The organism is Pseudobdellovibrionaceae bacterium (assembly GCA_019637875.1).
Classification (GTDB): Bacteria; Bdellovibrionota; Bdellovibrionia; order Bdellovibrionales; family Bdellovibrionaceae; genus JAHBUW01.
On the sequence record JAHBUW010000009.1, the window covers coordinates 48,661 to 63,137 of the forward strand.

Sequence of the window (14,477 nt, forward strand, 5' to 3'; positions counted from 1 at the left end):
CTCTCGACCTCTGTCGATGTTAGAAGGACTATTCTGTTACAGAAGGATGGTGAAGCCGGCGTCGAGGATTGTGCCGAGATAAAATTTGTCTTCGAAATCGCTGGGCGACGGCTTGGGATTTCCGGTCAAGATGCCTCCGCGCAAGAACGGATTCACCCCTTGGGCCATTTGCAATTTGAAGTCGAAGCGTAAGGCGACGCTGTTGGTGAAGTAAAACTTCATGCCCAACCCCGCGTTCACGCCCGGATAGACCTTGTGCGTGTACTTGGACATACCGATGCCCATGATCGGGTACAAATGCAGATTCGTGACGGCGTATTTCGACATCGACATTTTGCCGTAGTAAGCCTTCATCTCGTAGTTTCCCCACACGGCCATTTCCAAATTCGGCGCGCGGTTGAAATCAAGACCCTGTTTCGCCAGAAGATCGGTGTACTGCGCGTTTCGCCCGTCCATCCACTTCACGAAATTGATCATGAAGGCGTGGGTTTCGTCGAAGTGGTAGCCCAGATTCAGGCCCGCCTTCGTTTGATTATAGATCGGCTCGGTGAAGTTCCAACCCGCGTAGGCCCCGAGTTCCAGACGGCCCGCAGTCGTCACCAAACGATTCTTCACGGCCTCGCCACGCTCGAAACGAGGCAGGACGGATTCCTTCGCGAGTTCCTCTTCGGGAACGTCGAGCTGAGCGAAAGCCACCGATGACAAGGACAAAGCGAGCATCAGGAAAGCGGATTGCAGGAAGTATTTCGAAGCCATGCTATTTGTCCTTACCCGTGGCCGGTTTCGGCGTTGCGTGTTTCATCAGAAGTTCGCAGATTTCCCGAACCGCCCCATTCCCGGCGGGGCGTTTCGCGACGTAGTGCGCGCACTTCTGCGCGCTCTCCATGGCGTCACTGACCGTGGCGGCGAACCCCACGGCTTCGAGGATCGGGACGTCAAATTCATCGTCGCCCATATAGGCCATTTCTTCGAACTTGAGTCCGGACGTCTGCGCGAGCTCTTGAAGACAAGACATCTTTTCGAGATGCCCTTCGTAAAAAAAATCAATTTGCAAATGGCGCACGCGCTCTTGAATATCGCGCGCCTTCGATCCGGTGATCACGGCCGTCTTGAAACCCGCCTCTTTCAGGCGGGCGATCCCGTAGCCGTCGCGAATCGAAAAGAAACGCCGCCACTCTCCGCTCGAATCCATAAAGACTCGGCAGTCGGTCATGACGCCATCGACATCCAGAATCAACATCCGGATTTTCTTCAATCTTTCGCTCAGATCAGCCATCTGACTTATTGTTTGGAAAATTCACGCCAAGGGCAACCGCACGCGCGTCCCCTCACGACTTACGTCGTGAGAATGAATCAAAGTCCGCGCGAATTGCGTAACACCTCGATTATGAGTCAAGCCGCCGATCCCGCCCGTCGATAATCAAAAGTGAGCACCGCCCGCCAGCTGAAACCCAAAAACCCCGAGATGACCCAGCGACATCAAAGTCGTTTGGAGATCCGTCTCAGTGACGGGATCAAGGCCCACGTTATCCTCAGCCCCACCGATCGTTTTGAAGTCGAAGTCTTCGACCTCAATTCTTTTGGCGCAAGCATCGTCTATCGCGGAAGCGACGACTCGCGTTTCCAGCAAGGAACCGAGATCAGCCTGCATATTCACTTCCCGGACGGCGCCGCACTTTCTTACACCGCGCGGGTCTGCTGGATCGCGCCGTTGGGTTCGGCCGCCCGCATCGGCGTCGAATTCGCGGGACAAGTCGGCGTGCCGCACCCGTGGAAATCCGAAAGCGATGTTGTCCGGTTCGAACTTCCCGACTACTTCGCGATTACCGGATTTTTCTACAAGCCCTATATGTTCCTGGAGCGCGGGCACTTGCGGGTGTCCCATGTCTCGGCGACGCATCTGGGATTCATTTTTTATGACTCGGAAGTCATTTTATTCCGAGGGCAAAAACTGAAAGTCTGGATTCTGGGAGGTTCGCGGGACAGCGACGGACTGGAAATCGAGATTCAAAATGTTCGTCGTGGCGACGGGCGCTCGGTCCTGGTCGATGCCACGATCACGCGCGCGCCCAAGTCCTTCCTGGAGTGGCTGGCGCACCAGCTCATCTTCATTTGCGAAAAATCCCCCTCCGACGTTCGCAAATACGGATTCACCGTGAATCGCGTCAGCAACGGGTTTCGCTTTCGTTTCGTCCGCACGCAAGAGGAATACGAAGCTGTCCTCGACCTTCGCTACCAAGCCTATCTGGAGGCAGGCAAAATCGACGCGACCAAAACTCCGGCGGATATGGCCGCGCCCCTGGACCCCAAAAGCCGCATTCTGGTTTGCTATCATGGCGACCGGATCGTCGCGTCGGTCGCGATCTCGTTCCCGAGTCACGACGACGAAGTGTTGGATACCGAACGCGCCTTCGTCGGCGGCTACCCGAAACCGATGCCGCCCAAAACGCAGATGGTGGAAATCTCGCGTCTGTGCACGGATTCCGACTATCGCAAAACGGATCTGCTGAATCGCATGTTCGAGTACACCTACAAAGTGACCGTCTGCGGGGACCGCGACTATATCACGACCTCGACCGACGCGAAATTGTGGCCGCTCTACAAAAAACTCGGCTTCAAAAAGACCGGGATGAGTTACGCGCATCCCTACCTCTCGGGTCTGGAGCACCACGTGATCGTGGGCAAACGCACGCAGCCCGATTTCGGCAATCAGATTTCGCCGCTGGTGTGGAACTATCTGTGGCGGGACATGAATCAGTTCATGGATCAACGCGGTCTGATCGAAATGACCTGGGGACGTCGCCTCAAGAACCGAATGATGGTGGCCTTAGGACGACTTCTGAAGATTCAAACCGACCGCATGTACTGACGCGTCCGCGCCGAACATCTTTTCGCCGTTCTCGAAAGCCGCTTCCAGCATCCGCGTATGCAGCACGATGCACTCACGCAAACATCCCAGGAAAAGCTTACGTTCGTCTTCCGTGCGTACGACCTCGCTCAGGTAAGTGCGCATCAACTTCAGATGATTGATGTCGACCGTCGAATGCTCGTGCAGAAAGGTCAGCGCGCCCTCGGGAACGCCCTTCGCTTTCAGCATTTGCATGATCGCGGGCCCGTTCTGGGTCGGCGTGTATTCCAAATGAAAGAGGTAGGAAAGATAAGACGCCGGTCCACGCGATTGAATGCTGTAAACCGTGTTCGCGAAAAAAGCGCGGGTTTCGGGTAAAGGTTCCGACGACAGAACTTCAGTGCGCGCAACGCCCAAGGCTTCCAAATCTTCAATCGCGAGCAGATCGTGACCCAGCTCCGAAATCGCGTGCTGGAAGAACTTTTTGAAAGCGTCACGCGGCCGCCCGTCGATGAACAGCGTCGCGTAGGCCTGCAGTTGCGGATTCAAGCCGGCGTTATGATACGTTTCGAAGAGGAAGCCTTTGTAGTGAGCTAGACCAAGGTCCCCGCTCGCCAGGCGGCGATTCCAAGGACGGGTCGCCTGCTGCGCCATCTCTTGGTTCCATACTTCAACCGCGTCTTCGAAAAGCCCCATACGTGCACCTCTGCGGTCAGTTTCCGTGAGGATTCGGACGATGACAAACGCGCCTCGACCGAAGCTGGTCGTACGTCGGTCGGATTTAAAATTCTTAATGTTCTGCCGATAGATAGAGTGGATGGCCGCCCTCAATTACGAACTCACCAAACAGCACTTTCACGTTCGGATCTATCGATCCTACCTGAAGTATTTGGCGGATCACTACCCCACGGTCGACACGCGCGCGCTTTGCGAAAACGCGGGTCTACCTTTCGAGTATCTGCAAAGCGCCGACGGTTGGGTTTCGATCGAGTTCAACTCGCGCTTCATGGCCGAGATCCGCAAACACGTTCATGAACCCGACTTCGAATTCCAGGTCGGTCAAATCTCGTTCAGTCCGCAGATCATGGGCCCCGCGTATTACGCGATGAAGCTCATGCCGCTGGAAGAGATCTACGCGAACATCTGGCGCCTGACCGGACAGTTCAACAAGGCCCTGCGCTTCGAAGCCCGGAAGGTGGGCCTGGGTCAAATCGAAATCCGGATTCTCGCCTCGGACAACGAACTCACGAAAACGGAACGCCAGATTCTGGTCGACTCGATGAGCGACATCGTACGCAACTCGATGGGCTTCTACGCCGGTTTCGCGAAAGAGAAAAACGTCTCGGACGTGCGTTCCTCGACCACGAAGGTTTCAGACCTCGAGTACAAACTGAACCTCAGCTATCCCATCGCCGATCGGCGCGTTCTGCGTGGAGTCTTCTACCCTTCGCTCGCCGCGATCCTCGCGTTCGCATTCGATCAGTGGATCGTCGGGGACTCCCTTCTGACCGGCGGCGCGCTGGCCGGCTTCGGCTTTCTGGCCGTGTATATGTACTTCGCCCGCCGCAGCACCCAGGATCTGCGTTCGGCCCTGAACGAGTCCGAACAGGCGCGCACCCACGTCGACACGCAATACCGTATGCTCGTGGACGCGAAGATTTCGCTGCAACGACGCCTGAGCGAAGCCGAAGCGATCAACCAACTGACCGCCGCGCTCTCGCACACCTCGAGCGAGGACGAGATCTTGCAAAAGGCCACCGAGGCTTTGACGACGGTTCTTTCATTCGACCGCGTCGTCTTGATGCTCGCCAACAGCGAAATTCAAATGCTCGAGGTTCGCGGCTATTCGGTTTTGGATCCACAGATCACGCAAGACGTGAAGTTGTTCAAACTGCCGATCGACATCTCGAGCAGCGATCCGACCAAAGTTTCCAACATCTACCGCTTCGGTCATCCCGTCTTGATTTCCGACGTGGCGGCGCACATTGATTCTTTGAATTCCGAGTCCCGCGCGCTACTGCAAGCCTCGCAGTCGAAATCCTTCGTGGCCGTGCCGATTCGGTCCGCCGAAAAGGCGCATGGCGTGCTGTTGGCGGATACCTTCTACTCGCAACGCGAACTGACTGTCGAGGACAAGGACATCCTGACCCTGGCCGGACAACAGATCGCCATGGCCCTCGAAAAGCATCATGCGCAGGCCGAAGCCGTCGAAGCATTCGTCGAACTCGAGATGATGGCGAAGTCCTACAGTCGTTTCGTCCCTTTCCAGGTCATCGAACTTCTGGGTTACAAAAAGGTGACCGACATCGAAGCCCGCGCGGGCAAAGAGATTTCGATGGCGGTCCTGTTCTGCGACATCCGCGGTTTCACCTCGATGTCCGAGATCATGTCCCCTGCGGACGCGATCGCCTTCCTGAATTCCTACTTCACGCATCTGGCGCCCACGATTCAGAATAACAACGGTATCATCGACAAATTTATGGGCGATGGCATCATGGCGCTGTTCATGGATCCCAAGGACGCGCTACGCGCCTCGTCCGAATTCCAGCATGCCTTGCGGAAATTCAACGAGGTTCACCGCTCGGGCGGCGTCCGCAAACTGATCCGCACCGGCATGGGCATCCACTTCGGTCGCGTGATCTTGGGCGCGGTCGGTTACGAGGATCGCCTTTCCATCAGCGTCGTTTCGGATTCGGTCAATCTGGCTTCGCGACTGGACGGCCTGACGAAAAAATTCGGGGTCGATATCGTCTGCTCGGAAGAAACTTATGCCTTTGGCGAGCCCGAAAACTTCCGCCTGATCGGCCACCTCAGCGTCGACGGTCGCCAAGGCTTGAATCGCATTTACGAATATTTCGGACACCTGAGCGTCGCGGACAAACAGAAACGCCGCGCCTCGAAGGAACTTTTGCGGCAGATCGTGGAATCCGAGAATGAAGAACGGATCTTCGAGGTGCCGGCGACGCTTCTGGAAGATAGCGTCTTCCGTTACTACGCCGAGCAGGGGCGCATTCACGCCCCCGGCATCGACCGGCGCGGCGCTTAGCGTACGATCTTTGAGTGCTAACGCACTTTCGCTCTGATGAGATCTTGAACGTGGATCACCCCGACGGGGCGACGCGGATTTGGCGCCTCTTTATCCAGAACGAACAGCACGTTGATACGGAATTGCTCCATCAAGAAGAGCGCTTTTTCCGCAAGCTCTGCGGCGTCGATGGTGCGGGGATTCTTGGACATCAACTCCGAAGCCGTACCCGAGAACGGATCCTGATCGCCATCCAAACGACGGCGGATGTCCCCGTCGGTCACGATACCGATCAACTGTTCTTTTTCATCCAACACGCCCGCCGCGCCACGAACGTCGCCCCGGCTCATGACCGAAAAGACTTCGCGCATCGGCGTCGTCAGCGACAGAATCGGCAGTCCCGCGCCCCCGTGCATCAGGTCGCGCACTTGCGACAAACGGAAGCCGATCCCCCCGCCCGGATGGTTCTGGAAGAAGTCCTCCGAGCGGAAACCTTTCGCGTCCAGCACGACCATCGCCAGCGCATCGCCGATCGCGAGCGTCGCGGTGGAAGACGCCGTCGGCGCCAGCCCCAAAGGGCAAGCCTCTTTCGGGATTTTCAGATCCACGATGACCTGCGCACGTTTCGCCATTTCGCTTTCGGGATTCGCCGTCAGCGCGATGAGCGGTACGCCCTTGCGGCTGCAATAACTCAAGATCGGCAACAGCTCTTGCGAACCGCCGCTGTAACTGATCGCGACCACGAGGTCTTTCTTTTCGACGAACCCCAGATCGCCGTGGGAACTTTCCGCGGGATGCAGGAACATCGCGGGCGTACCGGTCGAAGACATCGTGCTCGCGATTTTACGCGCGATGTGACCGCTTTTACCGATGGCCGTCCACACGACCTTCCCTTCGCAAGCCAAGATCAGCTCGACGGCTTTCTGAAAATTCTCGTCCAGCCGGTCCTTCAAGGCGAGGATCGCCTGCGATTCGATCTCGAGGACTTTGCGCGCCAGTTCTAAATTGTGTTCGGTACGGGACACTCGGTAACGCCTTCCTAAGATGGACTCTAAGACTGGATATTCAGCGCTTTCGCGCCCGCACGGGTGGCGGCGGATGTGGTTTTCACACTCGACGTCGAACGGCGCTCCAGCAGCTCTTTGCTCTTCAAACTCGCCTTCACGAATTGCGTGAACAGCGGATGCGGAGCCAGGGGTTTCGATTTGAATTCAGGGTGGAACTGCACGCCGATGAACCACGGATGATCGACAAGCTCGACGATCTCGACCAGATCGCGCTCTTTGCAGATTCCCGCCGCGTTCATCCCCTTCTTTTCGAACAACGCTTTGTACTTGTTGTTGAATTCGAAGCGGTGACGGTGGCGTTCGAAAATCAGATTCGACTTGTAGACCTGATGGGCTTTCGAGCCGGGCATCAGATTGCAGCTATAGGCGCCCAAGCGCATGGTGCCGCCCTTGTTCTGGATCCCACGCTGCTCGTTCATGATGTCGATCACGAAACTTCCACGCGCGTTCTTGTCCTCATGCCATTCACGCGAAGTCGCGTCACGAATACCGCAAACGTTGCGGGCGAATTCGATCGCCGCGAGCTGCATGCCGTAGCAAATACCGAAGAAGGGAATCTGGCGCTCGCGCGCGAACTTGATCGCCGCCAGCTTGCCCTCGACGCCGCGGGCGCCGAAGCCCCCGGGTACCAAGATGCCGTGAACCTGCGATAGCGCCTGCACGACGTTGCGGTCGTTCACTTTGTCGGAGTCCACGTAGACGATTTCGACACGCGAGTTATTCGCGATCCCGCCGTGCACGATCGACTCGTGCAGCGACTTGTAGGACTCACGCAGATCGACGTATTTCCCGACGACGGCGATACGCACGGTCTTCGCGGGACGTTTCAGGATCTTGACGATATTTTCCCAACCGCGGATGTCCGGTTTGCCGCCTTCGAGCCCCAGGCGCTCAACCAAAAGACCGTCGAGATTTTCGTGGGACAACTTCAACGGCACTTCGTAGATCGTCGACGAATCCTGCGCGGCGATGACCTGTTCGGGTTTCAGCGAGCAGAACAGACCGATCTTCGCTTTCAGTCCTTGATCGAGCGGCTTCTCGGTACGGCAAACCAGGAAGTCCGGCTGCAGACCGATTTCGCGCAGCTCTTTCACCGAGTGCTGCGTGGGTTTCGATTTCAACTCACCGACCACGCCGATGTACGGCACGTAGGTGACGTGGATCAGTACCGAGTTCTCGTGTCCGATATCGGTGCGCATCTGACGAATGGCTTCCAAGAACGGTAGCGATTCGATGTCACCCACGGTCCCGCCGATTTCCACGATTGACACTTCCGCGCCCTGCGAGGCTTCGAAGATGCGGGCTTTGATTTCGTCGGTGATGTGGGGAATGACTTGGACGGTGCCGCCCAAATAGTCGCCGCGACGTTCGCGCGAAATCACGGTGTCGTAGATCTGCCCGGTGGAAACCGAATTCGACCGCGTCAGGCTCACGTTCGTGAAACGCTCATAGTGCCCCAGATCCAGATCGGTCTCGGCGCCGTCCTCGGTGACGTAGACCTCACCGTGTTGCAGCGGCGACATGGTCCCCGGATCGACGTTGAGGTAAGGGTCCATCTTCATGAGGGAGATACGGATCCCGCGCGCTTCCAGCAACGAACCCAGCGACGCCGCCGTCAGTCCTTTACCGATGCCCGAAACGACCCCGCCCGTCACGAAGACGAACTTCTGCTGGAATCCTTTTTTGGTCGTTTTTTTGGTCGAAATTTTCGCGCGCGCGGGTCGGGATGCCGTTTTGGTTTTCTTTTTCGAAGTCTTCATTCATCCCTCCAGATTTCATTCAGTTTTACAAGATCGTCCGGGGTGTCAACTCCCAGGCTGCGGCCTTCAACGCGGGTCACGAAGATCCGCTCCCCCATCTCGAGCGCCCGCAGCTGCTCCAGGCTTTCCGCCCGCTCGCAGTAGCTCGGAACGGTGCCGCAGAACTCATCTAAAAAGCCCTTCCGGTAGGCGTAAAAGCCCATATGCTTCAGCACGGGACCGGCGCCCATCTCCGCGAAGCTCTGCCGCGAATACGGCGCGGCGTAGCGGGTGAAGTAGATCGCGTGGGATTTGGAGTTCACGATGGCCTTCACGGCATTCGGCGACTCCAGGTCTTCGGCCCCCAGATCGTGCGCGATCGTCGACATGCGCAGCGAAGCGTCGCGCTGAAACGGACGGATCAACGCTTCGATCCACTCGCGGCGCACCTGGGGCTCATCGCCCTGAACGTTCACCACCAGATCGTCCGCGCCCAAACCCAATTGCGTCGCGGCCTCGTGAATGCGATCCGAACCCGAGGGATGGTCGGTGCGGGTCATCGCGACCTGAAAGCCTGCGGCCTCGACCGCCTGGCGAATCCGCTCGTCATCGGTTGCGACCACGACCTGTGCTTCGGGCCAAGCCGCGCGCGATTTCTCCGCGACTCGTACGATCATGGGTTTTCCCTGCACCAGCGCCAGCGGCTTACCCGGAAAACGGGTCGAGGCAAAACGCGCGGGAATGACGATCGCAATTTTCATTCGCCCTCCACCGCTTCGTCGGCGACGGGTTTGGTCTTTTTCTTCGCGTTCAGCGCGGGCAACACCCAGCTCTTGAAAAGAAATTCTTCGACTTCTTCCGCGCCGATTTTTTTGGTGTTCGAAACCATGAAGACCGGGCTCCCCGAAGCCTTACGCAAAGACTGCTCGAGCTTGCGGACCTCGTTCGGTTTCAATTTGTCGATTTTGGTCGCGACCACGCAGAGCGAACGCCCCGTCGTGTTCATGAATTCTTTGAGCGCCTCTTCGTCCTCGGACCATTCGCGGCGGCAGTCCATCACGAGGATCGCGCCCACCAGACAGTCCCGATCCGCCAAGTACAGCTCGATCATCTCGGCCCATTCGTCGCGCTCGGCGTGGCCGCGGGCCGCAAAGCCGTATCCGGGCAGATCGACCCAACGGTATTTGCCGTTCGCGGCCTCGAAAAAATTGAGTAAACGCGTCCGGCCCGGAGCCTGACTCACGCGCGCGACGTCGCTTTTCGCCCAGTGATTGAGGAAGGAACTTTTGCCGGCGTTGGACCGACCGGTGATGGCGATTTCGGGTTTATTCCCGTCGGGAAAATCTTTGCTCCATTGAGCGCTCTTCAGGTAACGGACAACACGGCTCATGGGATTTAAAGACTAGTCGATTCTTCGAATTTGGACAACGAGTCTTAGACAATAGAAGTCCGCGGCAATCCCCTCGCCTCATCTCGAAAATACGGGCCCCTGAGGCCTTTCCGGCTTGGAACTGCTTTTGAAATGACCGCTTCGCGAGGTGATTATGAACGAATTCCAACTCCGCTTCCCCGGCCGTACGCAAAGTCTCGAGCTCTCCGAGCATACCCCCCTCGGCCGCGAAGCCCAATGGCCCGGGGCCACTGAGCCTAAAGCGAGCGACCGCCACGCCCGTATCGAACGCAAAGAACAAGGTTATCTGATCCGCGACCTGCGCAGTGAGCACGGCACCTTCGTCAACGGGACCCGCGTGAGCGAAGCCTGGCTGCAACCCGGCGACGAAATCCGCATCGGTGACGCCATCGGCCTTTTCCAAGCCATCACCGTCGAGCCCGTTTTCGGTTTGACCTCGAAATGCCCCGCTTGGAAGGAGCAGCTGAAACGGGTCGCCTCGGTCGCCCAATCCCCCTTCCCCGTCCTGCTTTTGGGTCCCTCCGGTACGGGGAAAGAAGTCCTCGCCGAAAGCATTCACAATTATTCTTCCCGTCGCGATGGCCCCTTCGTTCGCGTGAACTGCAGCGCCCTCACCGAAACCCTCGTTGAATCGGAACTCTTCGGTCACGTGAAAGGCAGCTTCACCGGCGCCATCGCCGACCGCAAAGGGGCTTTCGAGAGCGCCCGTGGCGGCACCCTGTTTTTGGACGAGATCGGCGACCTGCCCTACGGGCTTCAAGCAAAACTTCTGCGCGCGCTGGAAAACAACGAGATCCGCTCGGTCGGAAGCGACCGCACGATCCAAACCGACGTCCGCATCTTGGCCGCGACTCACCAAAATCTGATCGAAAAGATTCACGCCGGAAGTTTCCGTACGGATCTTTACTATCGTCTGAACGTCGTCGCGATCCAGCCTCCGGCATTGAACGAGCGGATGGACGATTTCGAGGATCTTCTGTACGGATTTGCGAAGCAGATGCGCGTGCGTTTCTCGCACGGCGCGATCCAAAAACTCAAAAAACACACTTGGCCCGGAAACATCCGCGAGTTGAAAAACACCGTGGCGCGGGCCTCCGCCTTCTTTCCGCAACGCCAAGTGGAAGAGACCGACGTCGTCGAAATCTTGGACCGCGCGAGCGTCGGTACACCCTTGCCGAGTTTCCCGGGCGCAGCGCTCGCCCCCGCCCCGGTTCCCGTGGACCTTCCCGTCATCAAAGAGATGGAGCGCCAGATGATCGTGAAGCGGCTGATCGCCAATCACGGCAACCAGCGCCGGACCGCGCAGGATCTGGGAATGCCCAAAAGCACCCTGCACGACCGTTTGAAACTCTACAATATCGACCCCCGCCAGTACGCACCCGGATACCCGGGCCTGGAAGGCGCCATCCGTGAAGCGATGGCGATTCCCGAGGCGCAAGGGGCGTCAGGAGTCTAAGGATTCACGGCCAAAAATTCGAAGTAAAGCTGCGCGGGACGCGGGACCTTGGCGCCGCAATCGTTCATCGTGTTCGCGCCCTCGCCGTTCAAGACCTTGTACTGCAACGACTCACGGGGTTTGATCCCGCCGGTATCGCGTTCTTCGAGCCGGATCTCTTCGAAGTCCTCGAAGGACATGTAGCGTAGAACGCCGTTGTGGTAGGTCGCCCAGCCTTTGGGGCGATCGGGATCCTCCGACGTCCAGATCAAAGCTTCGTTGATATAAAGTTCGACCCGACGATTTTCGATCGGCCCGAGTTTGAAATAGTACTGCGTACGTCCCATCGGGATGAACGAGAGCGTACATGGAACCGGCTCATTTTCGGGAGGCCGCTGGGCCGCCCGTTTCAATTCTTCCCAATCGCATCCAGACAAAATAAGAACCACCGCGGACAATAAAAGACCGCGCCAGGCGTTCGCCATGACTGACTCCTTCGTGAAATGTGTTAAGGGGACCGTTTATTCGCTAAAAATTTCCGCGCACTCGGGATTCGCCGTGAGCAAGGTCTTCAACGTCGGCGCGAGCTCCTGAAGCGGGGGAAGCTGGCCGCAGGCTTTCGCGTCCAAAGCGTTCAGGCAGGCACCCAATGCCGGGCCGTCGACTTTCACGCTTCCCTCACGCACACCGATCGCGACCGCGCGACTATCAGTGAACTTCGTCAGCCCGAAATGTGTCGGCAGCGTATCGGTCCCGAGCGTCCGCTCGCGGCAGTCGGCTCCACGGAGCGGTGAACCGCAGCGCTGAAGCGCGCCGCAGAGGCCCTGATCGATCAGCAGAATCGCGGGGTTTGATTGCGCGCAGTCCGTGTCATTTTCGCTTTCGCAATAACCGCTGTTCACGGGCATTTCCAAACCGGGGTTTCCCGAGTCCGTCCCTTTGAACATGCAGCCCGAAAGGGCGAAGCCGAGGATGAGAAGCAGTGCTTTCATGAGTTTCCTTTCTTCAGTTGCGCCACGGGAAAAAGCTGCAAGTTCAACTGAAGGACGTTTTCGGCGGTATCCGCCGCTTCGGAGAGTTCGAGAATTTCGTCTTTCAATTTTTGAATTTTTCGGCGCGCCAGTTCGTAGGCTTCGGGCGTCAGACGCACGGTGACCGCGTGGAACTCACGCTCGTGCGCCTTGAATCGACCGAGAGCTTGCTTCGCTAAATCGAGGATCTCGAGGTGGAAACCGAAGAGCGCCGAATTGATCACCCGGTCGCCCGAGCGTAAGGTTTGGTGGCGCACGCGCAGGAAGCCTTGGCCGTCGCTCGCGATGAGTCCCAGCTTTTGCAGATGCACGATCCCCTCGTGAATTTGCGCGCGCGAAAGCCCCAGGCTGACTTTTTCGTATATCTCGTCGGCGTTTTGAAAACCCTCGCGCAACGTCAGCACTTCGCGCAAAACCACGTAGGCCCATTTGCGGTGATACTCGAATTGATCTTTGGCTAAAATCGAAGTCGCCAGCCGTGGCTTCAATCCGACGAGCTTTTCGGCGTAGTGAAGTTTATCGGTCAGATCTTTCGCGCGTTGGAACTGCACCAAGGCGCGGAAGTAGTCCCCCTCGGCGACCGAAAGTTTGAACATCTGCACGACCTTCTCGGCGCCTTCGGCGGTCAGCTCGCGTTCTTGATCGATGACGAGCTTGAAGAAGTTCGGCGAGGTGTAGCCCGCCTGCTGCGCCATCCACCGGTAAGAGCAAGGAAGACCGCGGGCCTTGCGTTCGGCCATCAACTTCGCGAGCAACGCGCGGTAGTCGTCGTATTCAAAAAAGTGACGCGAAGGCGTCGTGGGCTCCAGGTTCATGTCCCTAAGTATCGGGGACCTCTGATGGAATTCAAGGCAAGGACGTGCAAATGCGTATTCAACCCGGAATACGCACCTGGACCATGGGCCAGGTCACGGCTTCAGCACGATGGTTTTGATCCGCAAGCCGCGCAGCTGCCCTTGGCTTAGATTGCGGTTCAGATCTTTGAGGAGATCTGCGGCCATCCCTTGCTTGCCGGGCGGCGTATCCAGGACATCGAAGCTGTACTCTTCGATTTTGCGCTGCATGCGATCACGGAAAAAGGCTTCCCGCGATTTCAACTCGAGGATGGATTCGGGACTCATTCCTTCGGCGAAAAATTCGACCGCGAGCATCGGGTTTTCGCCCGAATTCGAGCTGGGCCGGATGTTGACCACCATCTTCGTGATCAAAAGAAGGTTCGGTGTGGACCGGACGTTGTCGAAGAAAAGCTCCGGTTTTTCCGCCGGGTCGTATTCGAAAACGGGAGCGCCTTCGTCGGCGAAGTTCGCGATGAAAAGCTCTTTTTGTCCCGGCAGGAGGCGTCCCGTGAACGCGAAGTAGACTCCGTAGCCCGCGCCCGCGATGACCGCCAAAGTCGATACCAGCAGGAGCTTCCGTTTCAGGCTCATCGCGCCGAAGCTCTTCAGCCCGCCGCCCACGCCCTCTTTCAGCGAGGATGCGGCTTGGACCACGCCTTTGCGTGTCCCCTTCCACAGTCCGAGCGCCAAGTCGTGCGCCCGATTTCGCGAGGCGATGGCGAGCGCCACCGCTTTGGCCGCGAGCTTCGCGCGGAGTTTCCGCAGCCCCAGCACCCAGCCCGGCAAGAAGGTCAGATTGCGGTAGATGAATTTCCAAACCGGCTTACCGTGCTCCCACTTCGCGATCTCGTGGCGGAGCTCTTCGGCGACGTCTTCCTCGGGAACCTCGGCCAACTTCAGGTTTTTGTCGGCCGCCAGATCCTTCATCCGCGCGGCGAACTCGGGATCTTGTTCGTCGAGAAAACGATCGATCTCGGCCTCATCGGGCTCGTGATCCTCCGGAAGGAGTTCGTCGGGATTCGGATTGGCTTCGTCCTGCATCAGTTTCCAGTCTTCAGTCGAGGGAGATCCTGCAGATAGTCTAA

The 14,477-nt window shown here is 57.8% G+C and carries 14 protein-coding genes; 3 read left to right on the forward strand and 11 right to left on the reverse strand.

Features of this window, described 5'->3' with window-relative positions; genetic code table 11:
• Positions 1 to 36: 36 nt before the first annotated feature.
• Both KF767_12085 and KF767_12090 read right to left on the reverse strand, forming a co-directional pair.
• Entirely contained in the window at positions 37 to 756 is a 720-nt protein-coding gene (locus tag KF767_12085; GenBank protein ID MBX3018622.1) for an outer membrane beta-barrel domain-containing protein, read from the reverse strand.
• Between the two features lies 1 nt (position 757).
• A complete protein-coding gene (locus tag KF767_12090) occupies positions 758 to 1,276 on the reverse strand; it encodes an HAD hydrolase family protein (protein ID MBX3018623.1) in 519 nt (172 codons plus the stop codon).
• A gap of 150 nt (positions 1,277 to 1,426) precedes the next feature.
• On the opposite strand from KF767_12090, the gene KF767_12095 reads away from it, so the two are divergent.
• Positions 1,427 to 2,869 carry a GNAT family N-acetyltransferase gene (locus KF767_12095; GenBank protein ID MBX3018624.1) on the forward strand — a complete coding sequence of 481 codons (1,443 nt, stop codon included), beginning with the start codon at positions 1,427 to 1,429 and terminating at the stop codon, positions 2,867 to 2,869.
• Here the strand turns inward: KF767_12095 and KF767_12100 are convergent.
• Positions 2,828 to 3,544, reverse strand: a complete 717-nt coding sequence (locus tag KF767_12100) for an iron-containing redox enzyme family protein (GenBank protein MBX3018625.1) — start codon at positions 3,542 to 3,544, stop codon at positions 2,828 to 2,830. The two genes, KF767_12095 and KF767_12100, sit on opposite strands and share 42 nt — an antisense overlap.
• Before the next feature lie 121 nt (positions 3,545 to 3,665).
• Between KF767_12100 and KF767_12105 the strand changes: the two genes are divergently transcribed.
• Positions 3,666 to 5,894: a GAF domain-containing protein gene (locus KF767_12105; GenBank protein MBX3018626.1), complete on the forward strand. Its 2,229-nt coding sequence runs from the start codon at positions 3,666 to 3,668 to the stop codon at positions 5,892 to 5,894.
• 17 nt (positions 5,895 to 5,911) lie between these two features.
• On the opposite strand, the gene KF767_12110 is transcribed toward KF767_12105, so the two are convergent.
• The 4 genes from KF767_12110 to yihA are packed head-to-tail and all read right to left on the reverse strand — an operon-like array spanning position 5,912 to position 10,069.
• Positions 5,912 to 6,871, reverse strand: a complete 960-nt coding sequence (locus KF767_12110) for a KpsF/GutQ family sugar-phosphate isomerase (protein ID MBX3018627.1) — start codon at positions 6,869 to 6,871, stop codon at positions 5,912 to 5,914.
• 53 nt (positions 6,872 to 6,924) lie between these two features.
• The gene (locus tag KF767_12115) at positions 6,925 to 8,700 is read right to left on the reverse strand and encodes a CTP synthase (protein MBX3018628.1); all 1,776 of its coding nucleotides are present in this window, start codon (positions 8,698 to 8,700) and stop codon (positions 6,925 to 6,927) included.
• Positions 8,697 to 9,440: a 3-deoxy-manno-octulosonate cytidylyltransferase gene (gene kdsB, locus KF767_12120; GenBank protein ID MBX3018629.1), complete on the reverse strand. Its 744-nt coding sequence runs from the start codon at positions 9,438 to 9,440 to the stop codon at positions 8,697 to 8,699. The genes KF767_12115 and kdsB overlap by 4 nt, the downstream gene beginning before the upstream one ends.
• A complete protein-coding gene (gene yihA / locus KF767_12125) occupies positions 9,437 to 10,069 on the reverse strand; it encodes a ribosome biogenesis GTP-binding protein YihA/YsxC (GenBank protein ID MBX3018630.1) in 633 nt (210 codons plus the stop codon). Before yihA ends, kdsB begins: the two co-directional genes overlap by 4 nt.
• Positions 10,070 to 10,223: 154 nt before the next feature.
• Here yihA and KF767_12130 point away from each other — a divergent pair, with 154 nt between their 5' ends.
• On the forward strand, positions 10,224 to 11,546 hold the full coding sequence (locus KF767_12130; protein MBX3018631.1) for a sigma 54-interacting transcriptional regulator: 1,323 nt from the start codon (positions 10,224 to 10,226) through the stop codon (positions 11,544 to 11,546).
• On the opposite strand, the gene KF767_12135 is transcribed toward KF767_12130, so the two are convergent.
• The 4 genes from KF767_12135 to KF767_12150 form a co-directional block, all read right to left on the reverse strand.
• Positions 11,543 to 12,010 (reverse strand): hypothetical protein, encoded by a 468-nt coding sequence (locus tag KF767_12135; protein ID MBX3018632.1) that lies wholly within the window; start codon positions 12,008 to 12,010, stop codon positions 11,543 to 11,545. The genes KF767_12130 and KF767_12135 overlap by 4 nt on opposite strands.
• Positions 12,011 to 12,046: 36 nt before the next feature.
• A complete protein-coding gene (locus KF767_12140; protein ID MBX3018633.1) occupies positions 12,047 to 12,517 on the reverse strand; it encodes a hypothetical protein in 471 nt (156 codons plus the stop codon).
• A complete protein-coding gene (locus KF767_12145) occupies positions 12,514 to 13,371 on the reverse strand; it encodes a TIGR02147 family protein (protein MBX3018634.1) in 858 nt (285 codons plus the stop codon). The genes KF767_12140 and KF767_12145 overlap by 4 nt, the downstream gene beginning before the upstream one ends.
• A 93-nt stretch (positions 13,372 to 13,464) precedes the next feature.
• Complete coding sequence (locus KF767_12150) at positions 13,465 to 14,433, reverse strand: hypothetical protein (protein ID MBX3018635.1); 969 nt, start codon at positions 14,431 to 14,433, stop codon at positions 13,465 to 13,467.
• Positions 14,434 to 14,477 lie beyond the last annotated feature (44 nt).